At 68.2% G+C, this 18,612-nt stretch carries 17 protein-coding genes; 10 read left to right on the plus strand and 7 right to left on the minus strand.

Annotated elements, in window-relative coordinates:
• Positions 1-111: 111 nt before the first annotated feature.
• Entirely contained in the window at positions 112-1,275 is a 1,164-nt protein-coding gene (locus tag IT361_01815; protein ID MCC6316399.1) for a histidinol-phosphate aminotransferase family protein, read from the plus strand.
• 211 nt (positions 1,276-1,486) lie between these two features.
• Positions 1,487-3,031, plus strand: coding sequence for a CoA-acylating methylmalonate-semialdehyde dehydrogenase (locus IT361_01820; GenBank protein ID MCC6316400.1), 1,545 nt, complete (start codon positions 1,487-1,489; stop codon positions 3,029-3,031).
• Positions 3,032-3,118: 87 nt separating this feature from the next.
• Here the strand turns inward: IT361_01820 and IT361_01825 are convergent, their stop codons facing one another.
• The 4 genes from IT361_01825 to IT361_01840 all read right to left on the minus strand — a co-directional run bounded on the left by IT361_01825 (position 3,119) and on the right by IT361_01840 (position 10,805).
• Positions 3,119-6,190, minus strand: a complete 3,072-nt coding sequence (locus tag IT361_01825) for a glycosyl hydrolase (protein ID MCC6316401.1) — start codon at positions 6,188-6,190, stop codon at positions 3,119-3,121.
• A gap of 190 nt (positions 6,191-6,380) precedes the next feature.
• Positions 6,381-6,770 (minus strand): YciI family protein, encoded by a 390-nt coding sequence (locus IT361_01830; GenBank protein ID MCC6316402.1) that lies wholly within the window; start codon positions 6,768-6,770, stop codon positions 6,381-6,383.
• Positions 6,771-6,787: 17 nt separating this feature from the next.
• Positions 6,788-9,097: a protein kinase gene (locus IT361_01835; protein ID MCC6316403.1), complete on the minus strand. Its 2,310-nt coding sequence runs from the start codon at positions 9,095-9,097 to the stop codon at positions 6,788-6,790.
• A 16-nt stretch (positions 9,098-9,113) separates the two neighbouring features.
• The gene (locus tag IT361_01840) at positions 9,114-10,805 is read right to left on the minus strand and encodes a hypothetical protein (GenBank protein ID MCC6316404.1); all 1,692 of its coding nucleotides are present in this window, start codon (positions 10,803-10,805) and stop codon (positions 9,114-9,116) included.
• A 186-nt stretch (positions 10,806-10,991) separates the two neighbouring features.
• Between IT361_01840 and IT361_01845 the strand changes: the two genes are divergently transcribed.
• From IT361_01845 to IT361_01880, 8 genes are all read left to right on the plus strand, one after another.
• Positions 10,992-11,858, plus strand: coding sequence for a hypothetical protein (locus IT361_01845; protein MCC6316405.1), 867 nt, complete (start codon positions 10,992-10,994; stop codon positions 11,856-11,858).
• 7 nt (positions 11,859-11,865) lie between these two features.
• Positions 11,866-12,366: a hypothetical protein gene (locus IT361_01850; protein ID MCC6316406.1), complete on the plus strand. Its 501-nt coding sequence runs from the start codon at positions 11,866-11,868 to the stop codon at positions 12,364-12,366.
• Positions 12,363-14,141, plus strand: coding sequence for a GMC family oxidoreductase (locus IT361_01855; GenBank protein ID MCC6316407.1), 1,779 nt, complete (start codon positions 12,363-12,365; stop codon positions 14,139-14,141). Before IT361_01850 ends, IT361_01855 begins: the two co-directional genes overlap by 4 nt.
• A gap of 47 nt (positions 14,142-14,188) precedes the next feature.
• The gene (locus IT361_01860) at positions 14,189-15,220 is read left to right on the plus strand and encodes a ferritin-like protein (protein MCC6316408.1); all 1,032 of its coding nucleotides are present in this window, start codon (positions 14,189-14,191) and stop codon (positions 15,218-15,220) included.
• Positions 15,221-15,735: 515 nt separating this feature from the next.
• Positions 15,736-16,086, plus strand: a complete 351-nt coding sequence (locus tag IT361_01865; protein ID MCC6316409.1) for a transposase — start codon at positions 15,736-15,738, stop codon at positions 16,084-16,086.
• Entirely contained in the window at positions 16,083-16,436 is a 354-nt protein-coding gene (gene tnpB, locus IT361_01870; GenBank protein MCC6316410.1) for an IS66 family insertion sequence element accessory protein TnpB, read from the plus strand. The genes IT361_01865 and tnpB overlap by 4 nt, the downstream gene beginning before the upstream one ends.
• Positions 16,437-16,497: 61 nt before the next feature.
• Entirely contained in the window at positions 16,498-16,941 is a 444-nt protein-coding gene (locus IT361_01875; protein ID MCC6316411.1) for a hypothetical protein, read from the plus strand.
• A 6-nt stretch (positions 16,942-16,947) separates the two neighbouring features.
• Entirely contained in the window at positions 16,948-17,166 is a 219-nt protein-coding gene (locus IT361_01880) for a transposase (GenBank protein MCC6316412.1), read from the plus strand.
• Between the two features lie 56 nt (positions 17,167-17,222).
• Here the strand turns inward: IT361_01880 and IT361_01885 are convergent, their stop codons facing one another.
• From IT361_01885 to IT361_01895, 3 genes are read right to left on the minus strand one after another with little or no spacing between them, the layout of a single operon-like run.
• Positions 17,223-17,714 (minus strand): transposase family protein, encoded by a 492-nt coding sequence (locus IT361_01885; GenBank protein ID MCC6316413.1) that lies wholly within the window; start codon positions 17,712-17,714, stop codon positions 17,223-17,225.
• Between the two features lie 12 nt (positions 17,715-17,726).
• Positions 17,727-18,194 carry a hypothetical protein gene (locus tag IT361_01890; protein MCC6316414.1) on the minus strand — a complete coding sequence of 156 codons (468 nt, stop codon included), beginning with the start codon at positions 18,192-18,194 and terminating at the stop codon, positions 17,727-17,729.
• Positions 18,195-18,196: 2 nt separating this feature from the next.
• A complete protein-coding gene (locus IT361_01895) occupies positions 18,197-18,508 on the minus strand; it encodes a transposase (protein MCC6316415.1) in 312 nt (103 codons plus the stop codon).
• Positions 18,509-18,612: the final 104 nt, after the last annotated feature.

Consider the following 18,612-nt stretch of genomic DNA (forward strand, 5'->3'; position numbering starts at 1 on the left):
CCAAGAAAATACGCGCGGGCCGCGGGCATTCCACTGGTGTGCCCAGGTCCTCCTGTCCGCGCCTGAGTGATCGGTCGTATCTTCGAGGCCATCCCGGCTCCGAGGACGACCATGCCGCAGTCCCGCCGCGCTTTCCTCGCCACCGCTGCCGTGAGCGGCGCCTCACTGGTCCCGGCGCTTCAGGCTCGGGGGCTCGAGGCCTCCTGGACCGGGCGCGATGCTCTCCACACCGCGATGGCCCGCGGCGTTGACCCGAACGGCGTCATCCGGCTCAACAGCAACGAAAACCCGTACGGACCGGCGAGCAATGCGATCGACGCGATCATGCAATCGTTCGGCGCATCGAATCGGTATCCGCGAGACAGCGACGCCGCTCTCCGTACCGCGATCGCGCGGCGACACGGCGTGAAGGACGAAAACGTCCTGATCGGTGCCGGCTCCGGCGAGACCCTGCGCATCGCCACCGAAGCGTTTACGTCCGCCAGTGCGCATCTCGTGGCCGCGGCGCCGACGTTCGAGAATCCGATTGCCACGGCCACGCGCCTGGGTCGCCAGGTGAAGGCCCCGCGCGTGGACGCCCGGCTGCGGCTCGACCTCGATGCCATGGCTGCGGCAGCGCCGGGCGCCGGGCTCGTCTTTGTGTGCAACCCGAACAACCCGACGGGCACGGTCTGGCCCCTGAGCGACGTCCTCGCGCTCATCAGTACGATCAACCGCACCTCGCCTTCGACACGCATCCTGGTCGACGAGGCCTACTTCGAATACTGCGACCTGCCCGGCTACGACACGGCCATCCCCGCGGCGCTGGCGAACCCGTCGATCCTCGTGACGCGGACGTTCTCCAAGATCTTCGGGCTGGCCGGCATGCGCGTGGGCTACGCGATCGCGCACGCCGACACGATCCGCGCGCTCGAGCCCTGGCGCATGGCGAACGGCGTCAGCGCCCTGTCAGCGGCCGCGGCGATCGCGTCGTGCGAATTGCCGGACCACGCGCAACGACAGGCGGCGCTCAACCGCGAGGTCCGCGACTACACGATCAAGACGATCAACGCCGCGGGGATCCCTGCCGAACGCACGCACACGAACTTCATCCTGGCGGACGTGGGCCGCGACCCCAATGCGTTCCAGCAGGCATGCCTCGCCCAGGGCGTCGCGATCGGCCGGGCATTCCCGCCGCTCGACCGACACGCCCGTATCTCGATCGGGACCATGGACGAGATGAAGCGTGCGCTCCCGATCGTGATCGGCCTGGCCGGCGGGCGCGCGAGCGGATAGGGGGGGTCGCGGACGCGCCCGGCGCTGTCAGACGCGACAGGTGCCCTCGCGCCATCAGATGCGGCCGGTGCCCTCGCACCGGAGCCGGAGCACAGCGCGTGTCGATGTGGGCGGGAAGTCGCTGCGCGGCCCTGGTGCCCCGGCGCCGGGGACAGCGCACGACGGGTCCGACGGCTACACTAGTCCTGTCGCCTTTGCTCCCGATCTCGCCATGACACTGACGCATCCTGTTTCGACCGCGGACTCCGACCCCGAGACCGTACCGTTCATCCACCACGTGATCGGCGGGGCCCGCGTGCTCCAGGAGGTCGAGCGGTGGGGCGCGGTGTTCGATCCGTCCACCGGCCGGCAGTCGGCCGCGGTGCCGCTGGCGTCGGCGGCCGACGCGGACGCAGCGGTCCAGGACGCGCACCGTGCGTTCCTCGAATGGAGCGCGGTGACGCCGCTCCGTCGTGCGCGGGTGATGTTCCGCTTCAAGGAGCTGATCGAGGCCCACATCGACGAGATCGCGCGCCTGATCTCGACCGAACACGGAAAGATCTTCGCCGATGCCCGCGGCGAAGTGCAGCGAGGACTCGAGGTCGTCGAGTTTTGCTGCGGCATTCCGCACCTGCTCAAGGGAGAGTTCACCGAGAGCGTCGGCACCGGGATCGACTCGTGGTCGATGCGCCAGCCGCTCGGCGTTGGCGTGGGGATCACGCCGTTCAACTTCCCGGTGATGGTGCCCCTGTGGATGCTGGCGCCGGCCATTGCCTGCGGCAACACGTTCGTCATCAAGCCGTCGGAGAAGGACCCGTCCTCCACCGTCCGGCTCGCCGAACTGCTGGTCGAAGCCGGCGCGCCGCCGGGCGTGCTGAACGTCCTGCAGGGCGACAAGACGGCGGTCGATGCCCTCATCAGCCATCCGCTGGTGCAGGCCGTGAGCTTTGTCGGGTCGACGCCGATCGCGCGCTACATCTACGAAACGTGCGCGCGGCACGGGAAGCGCGTTCAGGCGATGGGCGGAGCCAAGAACCACCTGATCGTCATGCCGGACGCCGACCTCGACCAGGCCACCGATGGTCTGATCGGCGCTGCCTACGGGTCCGCGGGCGAACGCTGCATGGCGATTTCGGTGGCGGTGCCGGTGGGCGAGGCGACCGCCAATGCGCTCGTGGCCAGGCTCGCGCAACGCGTGCGCGAACTCAGGATTGGACCGTCGCTCTCGTCAGGCATCGACATGGGGCCGCTCGTCACCGCGGCGCACCACGAGCGCGTCGTGAGCTACGTCGACCTCGGCGTTCGAGAGGGCGCCGACCTCGTGGTCGATGGCCGTGGCTGCACCGTCGCCGGTCATGAGGGCGGCTACTTCCTCGGCGGGTGCCTCTTTGACCACGTGACCCCGGCGATGCGCATCTATCAGGAGGAGATCTTCGGGCCGGTGCTCACTGTGGTGCGCGCCAGGTCGTTCGACGAAGCCCTCGGCCTCGCCGATGATCACGCGTTCGGCAACGGCGTCTCGATCTACACGCGTGATGGCGATGCCGCTCGAGAGTTCGTGAGCCGCGTGCAGGTGGGCATGGTCGGCGTGAACGTACCGATTCCCGTGCCGCTGGCGTTCCATTCGTTCGGCGGATGGAAGCAGAGCGCCTTTGGCGACATGAACCAGCACGGCATGGAAGGCGTGCGGTTCTGGACGAAGCTCAAGACCGTGACGTCGCGCTGGCCACGGGGCATTCGCGCCGGCAGCGAGTTCACCATGCCCGTGATGCAGTGAGCCCGATGTCCGCGGCCGCGGTCGATCGTGGTCGTGGAGGGCCGCACGAGTCCAGCGACTGAACTCGTGCGGTCCTGACCACCGGCCCTACATCGTGGTGAAGCGGCCCAGGTATCGCCGGACCCGCTCCAGGGCGTCACGCAGCTCAACGGCCAGGTCCTGACCGAGCTTTCGCTGGGCAGGTGTGGGCGGGAAGTTGCCGGAGTCCACGTTGCGCAGCAGCGCCCCGATGCGATCGCTGATGCGCGGCCCGTCGCTCCAGAACGGAACCCTGGCCGGCTTCACGAGCAGGTCGAGCAGGGAGTCGGCCTGGGCGATCTCCTTCGTGAGGTCGGCGACGACGGCGGCGCCCTTTCCTTCGGGAATCGCCTGGGCGGATCGGCGACGCACCTCCAACTCCGCCTTGCGTCCATCCAGCGCGCGCAAGGTGTCGTTGGCCAGGGACTGCAGGTTGCGCAGCTCCATCGCCACCGTGAATTGCTCGGTGAGCGCTGCGGGCGTGGTCTTCGACGTGGGATCGACGCGCACGGTCACCGGCTGCTCCACGCGTTCGCTCCCGACGGTCAGCCGCACGACGTAGCGCCCCGGCAGCACGCGGGGCCCGGCCGGCGCGCCAAAGAAGCGGACGGTGGGATCGTCCGGGTCGATCGGCCGCCGCGGTCGCGCCGGCGCGTAGCCCAGATCCCACGCCGTCGTGTTGATGCCGGCCTCGCGTGGTGCCCGGGCAAGTTCGCGCACGAGCTGCCCCTGCGCGTCGAACACTTCGAGCTTCACATCGGTACCAGCCGCGGGCCGCGTCCGGAGGTTGTACCGGATGATCGCGCCATAGGGCGGATTCGGGCCCATGAAGAGCGACTGGCCGAGTGAGCCCTTGTTCTGCTTGGTGGCAAAGCGCGTGGCGGTGCGCATGCTGAAGAGGGTCACCGGCCGCGCCGCCGCCGCAGCGAGTTCCTGAATGACCGACGCGTCGTCGAGGATGAAGATCCCACGCGCGTGCGTCGCCACGATCAGGTCGTTCTCGCGGCCGTGCACGAGCACCTCATGTACCGGCACCGCCGGCAGATTGCCGCCGAGCCGGAACCAGTCACCTCCACCCGTCACGCTGACGTACAGTCCTGCTTCCGTGCCGGCATACAGCACCTGGGGATTCTTCGGGTCTTCGCGCAGCACCTGGAGGTAGGCGCCCTCCGGGATGTTCCCCGCGATGTTCGTCCACGTCGTGCCGCAATCCGTGGTTTTGTAGATGTAGGCCTTGAGGTCGTCCATGAACTTACGCTCGAACGTGGCGTACGCGGTGCACGCCGCGGTGCGGCTGGCCTCCACGTGGCTCACCACGGCTTCGGGGCCAACACCGGTCACGTTGCGGTCCACGCGCGTCCAGTTGGCGCCGTCATTGCGCGTGATGTGCAGGTTGCCGTCGTCGGTGCCGGCCCAGATCAGCCCGCGCTGCACGGGCGACTCGCTCACCGCGTACAGGGTGTTGTAGTACTCCGCGGTCGTGGCCTCGGTGATCGCCGGCCCGCCGGCCCATCCCTGGCGTGACGGATCGTTCTTCGTGAGGTCGGGAGAAATCACGCTCCACGTGCTCCCGAAGTCCTTCGACCTGAACAGCACCTGCGCGCCGAAGTACAGTGTCTTGCCGTCGTGCGGCGAGGCGACGATGGGGGCGTTCCAGTTGAAGCGATACTGCAGCGCGTTCACGGGGGCGCCGTCGTTGCGTCGCGGCTGCGGCGAAATGTCCTCCTGCTCGCGCGTCCGCATCTGCGTGCGCGTGATCATCCCACCCTGCGACTCCGTCACCATGAAGTCGGGGTCGTCGGGGTGCGACAGCTGATAGTAGCCGTCGCCGTAGCTGATCAGGTTCCAGTCGTCGACCAGCACGCCCAGGGGATCGCGCGTGCGATTCGGCCCCATCCAGTTGCCGTTGTCCTGAAGCCCGCCGCCCAGGTAGTAGAACGGCTCGCGGTTGTCGGCGTGCAGCTGATAGAACTGCGCGAGCGCAAAGTTGTTCGGGAAGCTCCACGTCACGCCACGATCGCGCGACTCGGCGATCCCACCGTCGTTCACCTGCCAGATGCGACCCGGGTCCGTGGGATCGATCCAGAGCCCGTGGTGGTCGCCGTGGACGCTCTGGGAGATCGGGCGGAAGTTGCGCCCACCGTCGATCGACACCGACAGGTTGCACGCGATGGCGTATACCCGATCGGCGTTCACGGGATCGACGCGCAGATCCGCGTAGTAGAAGCCGCGGCACAGCGTTGCCGCGTCGTCGCTCGTCTTGCGCCAGTTCTCGCCAAAGTCGTCGCTGCGCCAGACGTAGCCCTCCTTCGACTCGGCGATCGCATACACGATGTTCGGCGACGACGGCGCGACCTTCACGCCAACGCGTCCGAGCAGCCGCGGCAACCCGCCACCAAGCTTCTTCCAGGTGGCGCCGCCATCGACCGACTTGAAGATCCCTCCCTGCTCGGATCCGCTGGTGAACGTCCACTGCTTGCGATCGAAGTGCCAGCCGACCGCATACACGACGTTCGGGTTGTTCGGGTCGATATCCAGGTCGGCGCAGCCGTGTCGATCGTCGATGAACAGGGTGCGCGTCCAGGTCTCGCCGGCATCGCGGGACACGAACACCCCGCGCTCGGGGTTCGGGCCGGCCATGTGGCCGACGGCGCACACGAAGACGGTTCGCGGATCGCGCGGACTGACCATCACGCGGGCGATGTGGCGCGTGTCGGCCAGGCCGATGTGCCGCCACGTCTTGCCGCCATCGGTCGACTTGTACATGCCGCGACCGAACGACGCCGAGTTGCGCACGTTGGCCTCGCCGGTGCCGACGTAGATCACGTCGGGGTTTCCGGGCTCGAGGGCAAAGTCGCCGATCGACAGGGTGCGTTCGCGATCGAACAACGGCGACCAGGTCGTGCCGCCGTTCGTGGTCTTCCACATGCCCCCGGCCGCGGTGCCCACGTAGACCACGTTGGGATCACCGGTCACGCCTTCGATGTCGGTGGCGCGACCCATCATGTTGGCCGGGCCGATGGCCCTGAAGGTGAGGCGCGAGAGCGCCGTGGTGTCGATCGGAGCGCGCTGCGCCGAGGCGGGGGCGGCGCCGAAGCACAGGGCCGCGACGGCGGGCAGCAGGAGTGGGAACCGGGCCATGACAGACGTGGTTGGGGGAACCACGATCATGCGTCGCGTGCACGGCCATCGCCAGTCGCGCGATCTACTCTCTCGCCGTCGCCACGACGGCGCGGCGTTCGCGGCGCGGGTCGGGGCGCGCAGGAGATGTCAACGTTGGCGCGTCGCGCCTCGGTGCGGCTCTGCCGTGCGCGCGATGGCGCGCGAGCCGTCAGTCGGTCGGCGCGGGAACGTTCACGCGACGGCGCACGGCACCGATGTCGCGCACCGGCCGCACCTCGATGGATCCAGTCACGGTCCACGGAAACTCCATCGCCATGCGGACCGCCTCGTCCATGTTCTCGGCTTCGATGAGATTGAACCCACCGAGCACCTCGCGGGCTTCGGCGAACGGTCCGTCAGTCACGGACACGCGTCCACCGCGCGAGCGCACCGTGCGCGCCGTGGTCGCCTCTTCGAGTTGCTGGAAGTCGAGGATGCTGCCCTCGCGTTTCATGGCATCGGCGTGTCCCAGGCAATCGCGCATCATCGCGTCTGCCTTGCCTTCGGGCAGGGCCTGCATGAGCGCGGGATCGACGTAGACCAGAAGCAGGAATTGCATGCGTGGCGCGTTGGAGGTCATTCCGGCAGCTTGAGTCTCGCAACGGCCGCGGCGAACCGGGTATCGTTTCTCATGTCGGCGGGCCAGGGCAGCACCTTGATGCGCACGAGGTCACTCACGCGGTCGTCGAACGCGCGATCGAGCCACGTGAACGCTGCTTCGTACTCACCCAGCCCGGCATGGCAGATCGCGCGGTCGAGCGGCGACACGTATTCCTCCCGGGCCTTTGCCTCGAGCCGATCGAGGGCCTCGCGCGCGATGTCCGGCCGCCCGAAGCACCCGGCGGTGATCCCGAGGTAGCCAAGTCCCACGGTACCGTTGCTCAGCGCGACGAGCGAACGGAAGGCCGCGATCGCGGCCTCGCCATTGCCCTGGTAGACGTGGACCGCGCCAAGTGGCCAGTAGGCGAGCGCGAACTCCGGGTCGAGCTGCACCGTCTTGTGGAGCTGCTTGAGCGCCTCTTCATGACGCCCGGCCCAGAACAGCGCGTATCCCATGTGCGCGTTGATGATCAGCGACAGCGGGTCGAGTTCGAGCGCGGTGCGCATGGCGGTCACCGATTCGTCGGCGCGTCCGGCCACGAGGAAGTACCACGCATACCACTGCGGCGCGCTGGCGTACGATGGGTCGAGGGCCATCGCCCGCCGGAACGACGAGGCCGCCCCGTCCCAGTCCCATTCGAAGAACAGTCGCGTGTAGCCTAACGACGCGTGCGCCTCGGCGATCCCCGGGTCGAGTTCGAGGGCCCGCATCGCGGCCGCCGTCGCCCTCGGGTACACGTCGCGCGGCGCCTGGAAGTTGTAGTACCCGAGCACGTTGTACGTGTCCGACAGCCCGGTGAACGCGAGCGCGTAGCGCGGGTCGTGGTCGATCGCCTCCTTGAAGTGCTCGATCGCCCTCATGAAGCCGGCCCGCGTGCGCTTGTTCCACTGGTGCCGACCGCGCAGGTAGGCGTCGTAGGCCTCCGAGTTCTCGGTGTGGCGGCGGTGCAGTTCCTGGTGCTCCTCGTGGGAGAGCCGCAGACGCAGCGACTTGACGATCTCGGTCGCCACCTCTTCCTGCACCGCAAAGATGTCGGTGGTCGACCGGGCCAGCCGATCGCCCCACAGCTGCGCGTCGCTCGCCACGTCGATCAGTTCGGCGCTCACCATCAGGTGATGCCCGCGCTGCATCACGCGCCCGGTCACGAGCGCCCGCACGCGAAGCTCGCGCGCCACCGACGCCACCGGGAGGTTGCGCTTCTTGTAGCTGAAGACCGTCGAGCGGGGCACCACCCGCAGGCCCGAAACGCGCGTCAGCTTGTTGAGGATGCTCTCCGTGATCCCGTCGGCCAGGTACTCGTCGTCGCCCTCGCTGTGCTCGTGCACGAACGGCAGCACGGCGAGCGAATCGATCGGTCCCGAGCTGATCGCCCCGATGGCCTGGGCCGTGATCGTGGTCGGGCTGATGACGGGGATCTCGCGCGAGAGCGAACGGAAATCGATCGCGCGCAGCGCGTCCCGGAACTCGGCCGCCGTCTGGTAGCGATCGGCCGGAGCCTTGGCGAGCGCGCAGCGCAGGATCTCGAGGATCGCCGACGGAACGTCTTCGCGTTCGATCGACGGCGGAGGGTGCACGAGATGCTGCACCAGGATGGCCTGCATCGTCGGCCCGGTGAACGGCGGCTCGCCAGCCAGCATCTCGTGCAGCACGCAGGCCAGCGCGTACACGTCGCTGCGCCCGTCCGTGGCATCGCCGCTGCCCTGCTCCGGACTCATGTACGTCGGCGTGCCGAGGATGAACCCCGTTTGCGTGAGCCCGCCGCCCGCCGTGACCTGCTGCGCCACCGCGCGCGCGATGCCGAAGTCGGTCACCACCGCGTGCCCGCCTTCCAGCAGCACATTGCCGGGCTTGATGTCGCGATGCACCACGCCCTGCCGGTGCGCGTAGTCGAGCGCGTCCGCGACCTCTTCGGTCAGTTCCACCGCCGCCGCGACCGAAAACCGTGGCGAATGCGCGAGCCGCGACGCCAACGATTCGCCGCTGATGTACGGCATGGTGTAGTACAACATCCCGTCGGCGGTCCCGGCGCTCAGCAGCGGGACGATGTGCGGGTGCCGCAGGTTGGCGGCGACCTTGATCTCCTGCTTGAAACGCTCGGCGCTCACGGCGGCGGCAACGTCAGGCGAAAGGAGCTTCACCACGACCACGCGACCGAGCGCGACCTCGCGCGCTTCGAAGACCCGGCTCATGCCGCCGCCACCCAGCTCGCGACGCAGCACATAACTCCCTTCGAGGGCGGCGACGAGCCGCTGCGCGACCGGGTCCGAAGGAGTGTATGAATCCACGACTGAAGCTAGTTGGCTACGGAACGTGACGCCCGCCGCGCGTTGAGCGGCGTGGCGTCGTGCGGCCCGAGGGAGCGGTCTCGTGGACCGAGGCCGGTTCTGAGCGTGAGGCCCAGTCCTGCAGGAAAATCGCCTCGAAATATCGCGCGATTCCGGCGTGCTCGATGATCACACCGGCGTCGCGATTTCGCAGGGTTCCGGCCGCCGACCAATTCTGGCTGCTCACCATGACCGTGCGCGAGTCGACCACGATGCCCTTGTTGTGCACCCGCTGCTGAATCCGCAGCACGCCCGAGAGACCCTGCAGGTACATGGCTTCGAGGTGAGGCTCCTGGTACTGACTGCAGATGATGCGCACGTCCACATGGCGCTCCAGTGCCTGGCGCAGGCCGGCAATGAGCAGCATGAAGTCCTTGTCCTCGGGCTTGAGCGACGGATTGATGTACTGCATCTGCACGTAGAGCGTCTTCTTTGCCGAGCGAATCAGGGCGAGGACGTTCTCCACGTACATGGATGTCTGTTTGCCGTGATCCGGCGTGAGCAGCGGCTGCAGGCGGAGCGGCACGTTCGTGAAGGTGCGCGGGCGGCCGAGCGTGAACGGGACCTTCGAGGTGGTCACGACCGGTTTCGCGCGCGCGGCCGCCTGTTCCTTGCGCAGGGCCTTCGTCGCGACCGTGATCGAGTGCTGGACCGCGGCGTTCCGCGGCGCCTGCGCCGCGGACGCGACCTCGAAGTCGTGCTGGAGGTAGGCCTCGAAGAGCCTGGCCATGCCCGGGTCCATCATGACCACGTGCCAATCGCGGTCCGCGCTCGCCAGGGATCCGTCGATCGTCTTCTTTGACGCGAGGTCGGGCTGGTTGCTGACGTTCCAGTTGCCGCTCGAGAGCCAGCACGCCGCGCCATCGCGAACCGCCACCTTGATGTGGTACGCGTACGGGAAGATCCACTTCGTGGCGCGAGGATCGGGGCGCGAAAGCGCCCAGGCCGTGCGCGCGCTGCCCGAAGCCTTGTGGATGGCGGCAATCGTGTCCTCGTCGGTCTGGTTGGCCACCGGATCGAGGATGGGGTGATCGAGCACCATGGTCAGCTGCTTGCGACCGCCGCGCAGAGTGGACGTCACGGTGTCCAGTAGCCTGGCCGACGTGAAGTCGTACATGCCGACCGTGAGCCGCTGGCGCGTGGCGACGAGGAACCTTTGCAGCACCGTAAAACCCGCATCTGGGCTGGCGCACACGAGCAGCGTCATCCGCCGCGAGACGGCACGGAGTGGTGCCGAGGCGGGTGTATACGCGATCTCGGGCTTGGACGCCTGGTGCGCGAGCGCGGCGTGGACCGGCGGGTGCTGCGCCGCCACGAGCTTGCCGGTCTTCACGTCCCGTTCATACGGGTAGTCGTGTTCGGCGTCGACCGAGCGGCTGTAGGAGCGCATGAGCGCGTGTTTCGCCGGGTCGCGCTGCCGGAGCCGTTGCATCGGGCTGGCCTCCCGGACGTCGACCGGGAGACCCTCGACCTGGTCGGGGAGCCGCTTCGACACCGGCAGCTTGTCCGACTTGCGCATCACCGTGGCGACGATGGACGGCCGGCCGGTGAGGCGGTGGCCGGAGATCTCGATGCCCGGTCGGACGGTGAGTACGCCTGGTTTGCGGAACTGGGCGAGGTGACGGGTAATGACGTCGTCGATGGCCTCGCGGTGCAGGATGGCGCTCATGGGCGGCGGGGGCGGGGAAGGCGGGCGACCGGCCTAACGCAACGGCTCGCGGAAACACTGGAGCCACCTGCCATACTGGGGGCCCACGGCGCCCGGCGCAAGCGGCGTTGCTGGACAAGGCCGCCCGCGGCAGGTACTGTGTGTGCCCCGCACGCGCCTTCTTGCAACCGACAATTAGAGGTCCCGATGGCCGCCAAGCCCCAGCAGACGACCCCCCTCGGCAACTTCAACTACGGGTCGCTCCAGTCGCTCATGGTCTTCTTCAGCGTGCCGGCGAGTGCCGTGAAGCCGCTGCTCAAGGGCACCGGGCTCGAGCCGGGGATCTTCGACGGCAAAGCCCTCGTGAACCTCAACTTCGAGCGATACGCGGGTTTCGGCTCCAGCTACTCGTCGTACGTCGATGAGTGCGAGTTCAACGTGGTGGTTTTTCCCAGATTCCGCGCCGGCACCGAACCGGCCCTCACGGTGCAGCAGTACCTGACCGGCGACGACCAGTCCAAGGCCTACGGCAACTTCCGTATCAACGTCCCGTGCGACAACGCACCGGCCGTGCAGGCCGGCAGCCAGAAGTATGGCGAGATCAAGTTCGTCGCCTCGTTCGACTTCGCCGTGCCCGACGTGAACGACCCCACCGTGACCACATGGTGGATCCGCTGCTTCCCCACGCCCAAGGCTCCGAAGTCGCAACTCCCCTACATCTTCGACCTCAAAGTCAACACCAACGCCGCGGGCGCTCCTGCGCCGGGCGTCTCGGCGTTCTCCCCGGTACCCGCCTACGCCAACCTGGTGGTGAAGGGTGTTCGGCACATGGTGACCTCGGCGCGCGTCATTTTCGGCGTCTTCAAGAGCTGGCTCCCTGTCCCGGGATCCGCGCCGATCACGCCGCTCCCGGCGGGCGTCGTCGGCCTCACGATCGGCGATGCGAAGCACGTGATGACCAAACAGATGAACGCCGTCTTCGCGTCAAAGCCACCGGCGGTTGGCGTGCTGCTCTTCGAATCGCAGCCGGCGGCGGCCTCGTCGCACACGCTGCTCAACGCCGCCGTTCGCTGAGACGCCCATGTCCGCCGACCGGCACCTCTTTCTCGAGTTCTGCGCCGAGGTCACGGGCTATTCGCCGAGCGACCTCGATGGGACCGGACTCGTGGACGAGTACCAGGCCCTCGTGGCGCAACAGGTGGGCCCCGCCATCACCAAGCGCCTCTACGCCACGGTGCGTCGCGTTCTGACGCACCCGCCCGGCAAGGCCCGCGAGCACGCCATGCAGGTCGACATGATCGCGTCGCCAACACTCTGGCCGGTGGTGACGTCGCTGATCCAGCTCTGGTACCTGGGCTCCTGGACGAGCATGGCGGCCTCCTGGTATGCGCTGGCCGGCGAGCAGCCGCCAAAGGGTGTGACGCCCGGTTCGAGCCACGTGCCGTCGCCTCAGGCGTATGTGGAGCAGCTCGCGTACCGCGCCGCGGGCGCGCACCCGCCTGGCGCCAAGCCCACCGGTCACGGCAGCTGGGCCATTGCCCCGGTGTTTGGCGACCCGGTCCCGACGGAGGGCGCGACATGAGCGCGCACTACGACGCCGTCATCGTCGGTGGAGGCATCGCGGGCGCGATCACGGCGCGCATGCTGTCCGAGGCCGGCAAGCGCGTGCTGATCCTCGAAGCAGGCATCGAGGGCGCAATGAAACCCGCGTCTTACCTCGACTACCTCGAGACGTATTACACCATCGGTGGCGTGCGCGGCATGCCGAACGGGCCCTACCCGTACAATGCCGCTGCCCCTTCGCCCGGCATGCCGTTCGACCCCACCGGCGGCTACTACGCCTACGCAACGCCAACGCAGTTCATGAGCGACTACCTGCGCATGCTCGGCGGGACGACGCTCCACTGGCAGGGGACGTCGTTGCGAATGGTGCCGAACGACTTCCGCATGCAATCCACCTACGGCCATGGCGTCGACTGGCCCATCGGCTACGATGATCTCGAGCCCGACTACCGACGCGCAGAGCTGGAGATCGGCGTGGCGGCCGACGTGGACGACCAGCGCATCTTCGGCGTGTGGTTCCCCGATGGCTACGTGTACCCCATGCATCGCATGCCGCAAAGCATGGTCGACCAGTTCTTCGACCGAACGCTCCGCGGCCGATCGGTGCGCCTCGCCGGCAAGCGGTATCCGCTGCGGGTCATCAGCATTCCACAGGGCCGCAACGCCACACCGAACGCGGCCTACGACCTTGGCCGCGGCTACCGGCCGGACCCGATGGTCAGCGATCGCGATGAGGGCCAGCGGTGCCAGGGCAACTCGGCGTGCCTGCCCCTCTGCCCCGTGCAGGCAAAGTACAGCGCACTCAAGACGCTCGATGCGCTGCGAAGGAATCGCGGAGTGGAGATCCGGACGCAGAGCGTCGCCTCGAAGCTCCACGTGGATCCCGCGACCGGCCGCATCCGCAGCGTCGAATACAAGCGATACGCGAAACAGGGATCTCCGGAACACGTCACCGAGACCGTATCGGGGACGCTCGTGGTCCTCGCCGCCAACGCCATCGAGAACGCCACGCTCCTCCTTGCCTCGAACGCGGCAAACCGGAGCGACCAGGTGGGCCGCAACCTGATGGACCACCCGTACCTCTACGTGTGGGGCCTCGCGCCGACGGCGGTGTTCCCGTTCCGCGGGCCAGACACGACGAGCGGCGTGGAGTCCCTGCGAGACGGCGCGTTCCGCAAGGTGCACGCGTCGTTCCGCGCCAGCCTCGCCAACTGGGGATGGAGTGGGGCGCCGGGCGCCCAGCTCGCCCAGCTGCTCGGCAAGCACGTCTACGGCAAGTCGCTGCGCGCGCAGCTCGCGGATCAGATGCGCCGCATGGTGAAGATCGGGTTCATGTTCGAACAACTGCCGGACCCGAACAACCGCGTGAGCATCGACGGCGCGCACCGGGATGCGATGGGCAACCACCGCCCCGTGTTGTCCTACGCCTACGACAGCTACTCACTCTCGGCGGTCGATGCCGCGGTGAACACCGTGTGGAAGTCGATCACGGAGTATGCAGGCATCGAGGACTTCACCGCGTACCCCAACCCGGCTCCCGGCGGGTACCAGCGCGTGACCTACGAAGGCACGGGATACAACATCATGGGATCGGGGCACATCGTCGGCACACACCGCATGGGCCACAGCTGGCGAGACTCGGTCGTCGATCGCAATTCGCGCAGCTGGGATCACGACAACCTCTACATCGTGGGAGCAGGCAGCCAGGTGACGATTGGCACCGCCAACCCGACTCTCACGGCGGCGGCGCTCACGGTGCGCGCCGCAAGAGCGATGCTGGGGGCCAGCCGATGACCGCGCGCCGCTCCTCCACGCGAGCCCAAGCCACGGCACGCAAGACCATGCCCCGGCAGCGCTCAGCGCGACGCGAGCCTGCGATCCGGACCATCGCCGCGCTGCGCAAGCATTTGCAGGTGGCCATGCAGCTCGAGCACGCCACGATACCGCCCTATTTCACGGCGTGGCTCACGATCCACCCGGGGACGAACGTCGAGGCGGCCGAGATCATCCGGAGCGTCATGCTCGAGGAGATGTTGCACCTCACCCTTGCCGCCAACCTGCTCAACGCCGTGGGCGGCCGGCCGCGACTCACGCAGCCGGGGTTCGTGGCGCGCTACCCGCACGCACTCCCCCACAGCGGGGACACGTTCAAGGTTTCCATCGAGAAGTTCTCGCCGGCGGCGCTCCGCACGTTTCTCCGGATCGAACGACCCGAGCCGCGCGGGGCCAAGCCGCAACCCGGCCACTTCACCACGATCGCGCAGTTCTACCTCGCGATCGACCAGGCCATCGATGCGCTGTGCGACCGGCTCGGCGAGCAACGGGTGTTCAGCGGCGCCGTCGACCGGCAAGTGCGGCCGAGCGACTACTACGGCTCGGGCGAGATCGTGGTGGTGAAGGACCGCGACTCCGCGCATCGCGCGATCGCCGAGATCATCGAACAGGGCGAAGGCGCTCCGGGCGGCATCTTCGACGGCGACGCGCAGATCCTGGGCGACGGCGACGGACGGGAGATTGCTCACTACTACCGGTTCAACGAGGTGCTCCAGGGTCGCCATTACACCGCGCGCGACACGCCTAGGAGCGGACCCACCGGCAGCCGACTCGACGTGGACTTCGACGCCGTGTATCCGATCCGCCCCAACGCGCGTGCGTCCGCCCACGCGCGCGGGACCGGCGCCCGGCGTGCGATGGATGAGTTCAGGGTCGGCTACCGTGCGCTGCTCGCCTCGCTCGAACGCGCGTTCAATGGCGAGCGCACGCACTTCACCGAGGCCATCGCGCGGATGTTCCAGCTTCACCAGCAAGGGGTCGCGCTGGCGCGCACGCCAAGCGGCGACGGAAAGACGACGTTGGGGATCGACTTCGGTTAGGTGAGAGCCGCTGGGTGCGGCGATTGGTCGCCGCGCCTGGCGGGTCACGGCTTTGCATTCTGCGGTGACTGATCGTGGTGCCTGCATCATCTGCTGAAGCTCGCTCACTGCTCCTATGTCCTGACGCTTCGCACTGGCGAGGGATCGTTTAGCAGCAGCGCCGACGGCTCCGTCGCGAGGGATTGCGCGTGAATCGGAAGCCTCGTTCAGCGGCTCTATCGCGAGAAGAGACTCACCGTGCGCCGCCGACGACGCAAGCGGGTGGCCGTGCCGCGTGGGCCCTTGCCGTCGCTCACAGGCGCGAATGAGCGATGTGGCATGGACTTTGTGAGCGATGCCCCTGAGCGACAGCCGACGCTTTCGTGCGCTGACGATCGTCGACGACTTTACGCGGGAGGCGCCCGCGATCGAAGTGGACACGTGCGCGACGATCAATCCGTTAAGTCGACTCCCAAGGTAAGCGTCCGGCTCGGACGTGGTGACGTGAGGCCAGGGTGCGCGTAGGTTCGCGCCCCATGACGAGACGAACGAGTCGGACGCGCTCGCGCTATCAGCGCTGGAGTGCGGGAGCGAAGGCCCGGTATCTCGCCGCGCAGCGGCGCAGTGGCGAGTCGGTGCGGGTCTTTTGTGCGCGGGTCGGCGTGCCGCATTCGACCTTCACGTGGTGGCAGCGCGAGGCCCGCGCCCGGCGCGCGACCGCGCCGCAGTTCGCGCGCGTCCAGGTGGTGCCGTCGGCCACGGCGCCGACGCCCGCGCCGCTCGTGGTGCTTCGTGCCGCGAATGGCGTGGCGCTCGAAGTGGCCGGGCTCGATGTCGCGACGCCGGTCGCGGTGCTGCGCGGCGTCGCGCGAGCGGAGGAGCGATGATCCCTGGGCTCGGCAGCGGGCGCGCGATCTATCTCGCGACCGGCGTCACCGATCTGCGGCACGGGATCAGCGCGCTCTACGCGCACATCCTGAACGAGCTCCATCACGAGCCGCTGAGCGGGGCGATCTATGGCTTCGCGAATCGGCGGCGCGACGCCGTGAAACTCTTCTGCTACGACGCTGGCGGCATCTGGATTTGCGTGAAGCGGCTCGAGCAGGGCACGTTTCGCTGGCCCGGCGAGGGGGCGCGCACCGTCCAGCTCACGGCGACGGATCTCCACCTGCTCCTGGGCGGGATCGATCCGACGCGCACGCGGCTCCGGCGGTGGTGGCAGCCGGTCGACGCGTGACGCGCGTTAGGCGTTAGGCAGACTGGCGCGGGATGGCCGCGTGGCGCATATTGGCGTCGCCATGGCGACGCCGCCTATCCCGCCCTTGGAGGCCGTGACCCCGGCGCCGTTTGCGGCCTTCGTGGCGCAGGTCGAGGCGATGCAGGCGGCGTGGGCCGCGGAGCGGCGCCAGCTCCTGCTCCGGATTCAGGATCTTGAGCAGCGGCTCGCGGGGCGGGCGGGAGGCTCGGCCGACCTGACACCGAACGCGCTGTCGCTCTTTGGGGAACTGCCCGCGCCGACCGATGTCCCCGGGCCATCGACGCCCGCTCGTGCCCCGCGTCGCCCCGGCGTGCGCACACCGCATACGCATCGCCCGCTCGATCCATCACTGCCGCGGGAGCTCGTGCAGCTCCCGGACCCGCCCGACGTGGAGGCTCGCCGCCTCACGCCGGGCTTTGTGGAAGGGCTGGAGGTGCTCGCGCGAAAGCCGGGCGCCTTGTTCGTCAAGCGTTACGAGCGGTAGGTGTGGGTGAGCGCCCAGAAGACGGCGCCGCTCACCACGCCATGGCCGGCGGAGATCTGGCCGCGCGCGCGCGTGCACGTCAGCATCGCCGCCCACCTCGCCACCGCGCGCTTCGCCGGCCATGTGCCGTACTATCGGCAGGAGCAGGAGCTCGAGCGGATCGGCATTCACCTGCCGCGCTCGACGCAGGTCGACCTGATGGCCGCGCTCGACGAGCGCCTGTAGTGCTTCTCCACTTATCGCACTTTGCGCGCGTCTGACGTAGCGACACTTCTCCATGGTTAGGCAGCTCGGGTGAGCTGCGCAATGTTCGCCTGCCGCCGTGCCTGTCGGGCCCGCTGCAACTTCGCCTGCCGTACCGCCTGATGCGGCGCCGGATCGCCCCGATAGTACACCGCCGGCGGCAGGTAGCCCAAGCTCGCGTGCAGCCGCTCCTCGTTGTAGTACCCCACCCAGCGGGCGATCAGCTCCCGCACCTGCCCCAGGTTCTGGAGCGGCGTGGGCCGTAGCGCCTCCCGCGTCGAGCGGTGAAAGCGCTCCACCACGCCGTTCGATTCCGGATGATACGTCCGACTCCGGATGTGCTCGAGGGCGAAGCGCCGCACGAGATCCTTGAACTCCGCCGCCGTGAACTGCGCCCCATTGTCCGTCACCACCTGCGGCTGCGTGCCGGTCCGCTCCACCGCCGCCTGAACCACGAGCCGCACATCGGCCGCGCGCATCGACGTGAGCAGCTCCCAGTGCACCACGTAGCGACTGAAGGCATCCAGCACCGTGACCAGGAATTACCACGTGTCCGCCACCCGCAGATACATCAGGTCCGTGTGCCAGCGCTGATGCGGCCGCGACGGCGCGGCGGGTTGCTCGCCCACGGGCGCCCTCCGCTTCCAGCGCGACACCAGATCGGCCGCATCGAGAATGCGATAGACACTCGATTCGCTCAGGTACGCGATGTCGGCATCGATCATCTGCCACGTCAGCCGCCGATAGCCGTCCGTAGGATGCGCCAGCGCGTACTGGACCACCGCGTCGCGCTCCGCCAGCAGAATGCCATCGACCAAAGGCCGCCGCGTCGTGCGATCCGCCAGGGTCTCGGTCCGCTGCCGATGGTGCCACGCGCGGTAGCGCGCGGGGCTCAGGCCCAGGCGCTGGAGGATGCCGCGCACCGGCCAGCCCGTCCGCTCCCGCGTCATGACCACGAGCGCCAACAGCGCGGCTTTCACCGCCGCGGGGAAGCGCGTCGATTCCCGCACCTTCAGAGCCCCCTTCTTAGGTCGAGGTTCTCCTCGACCACTTCGGCAATGATCCGACTCTTCTTCGCCAGCTCCGTCCGCAGCCGCTCAAGCTCCCTGGCCTGCGCATCCGGCGCCGTCCGTCGCTGGTCGCCTAACGCGGCGAGCACCGCCGCTTTGGCGTCCTTCTCCCAGCGATAGTAGGTCGCGGCATCGAGCTGATGCCGGCGCAGGACCTCGGCCACCGTGGTGTTCGGGGCCCGCGCCTCGTCGAGAATCTTCACCTTCTCCGCGGCGGTCCACTGCCGCCGCGCCTTCCCATTTCTGCTGCTCATCACTCGTCCCTCCGTCGTCCGGTCCGCTCGCCGGGTGAGGGAAAAGTGTCGCTTCGTCAAACCGCCCTAAAGTGCGCTTTTGGCTGAACCGCTACACGCCTCGC

It is taken from the genome of Gemmatimonadaceae bacterium (genome assembly GCA_020846935.1).
Taxonomy (GTDB): Bacteria; Gemmatimonadota; Gemmatimonadetes; order Gemmatimonadales; family Gemmatimonadaceae; genus RBC101.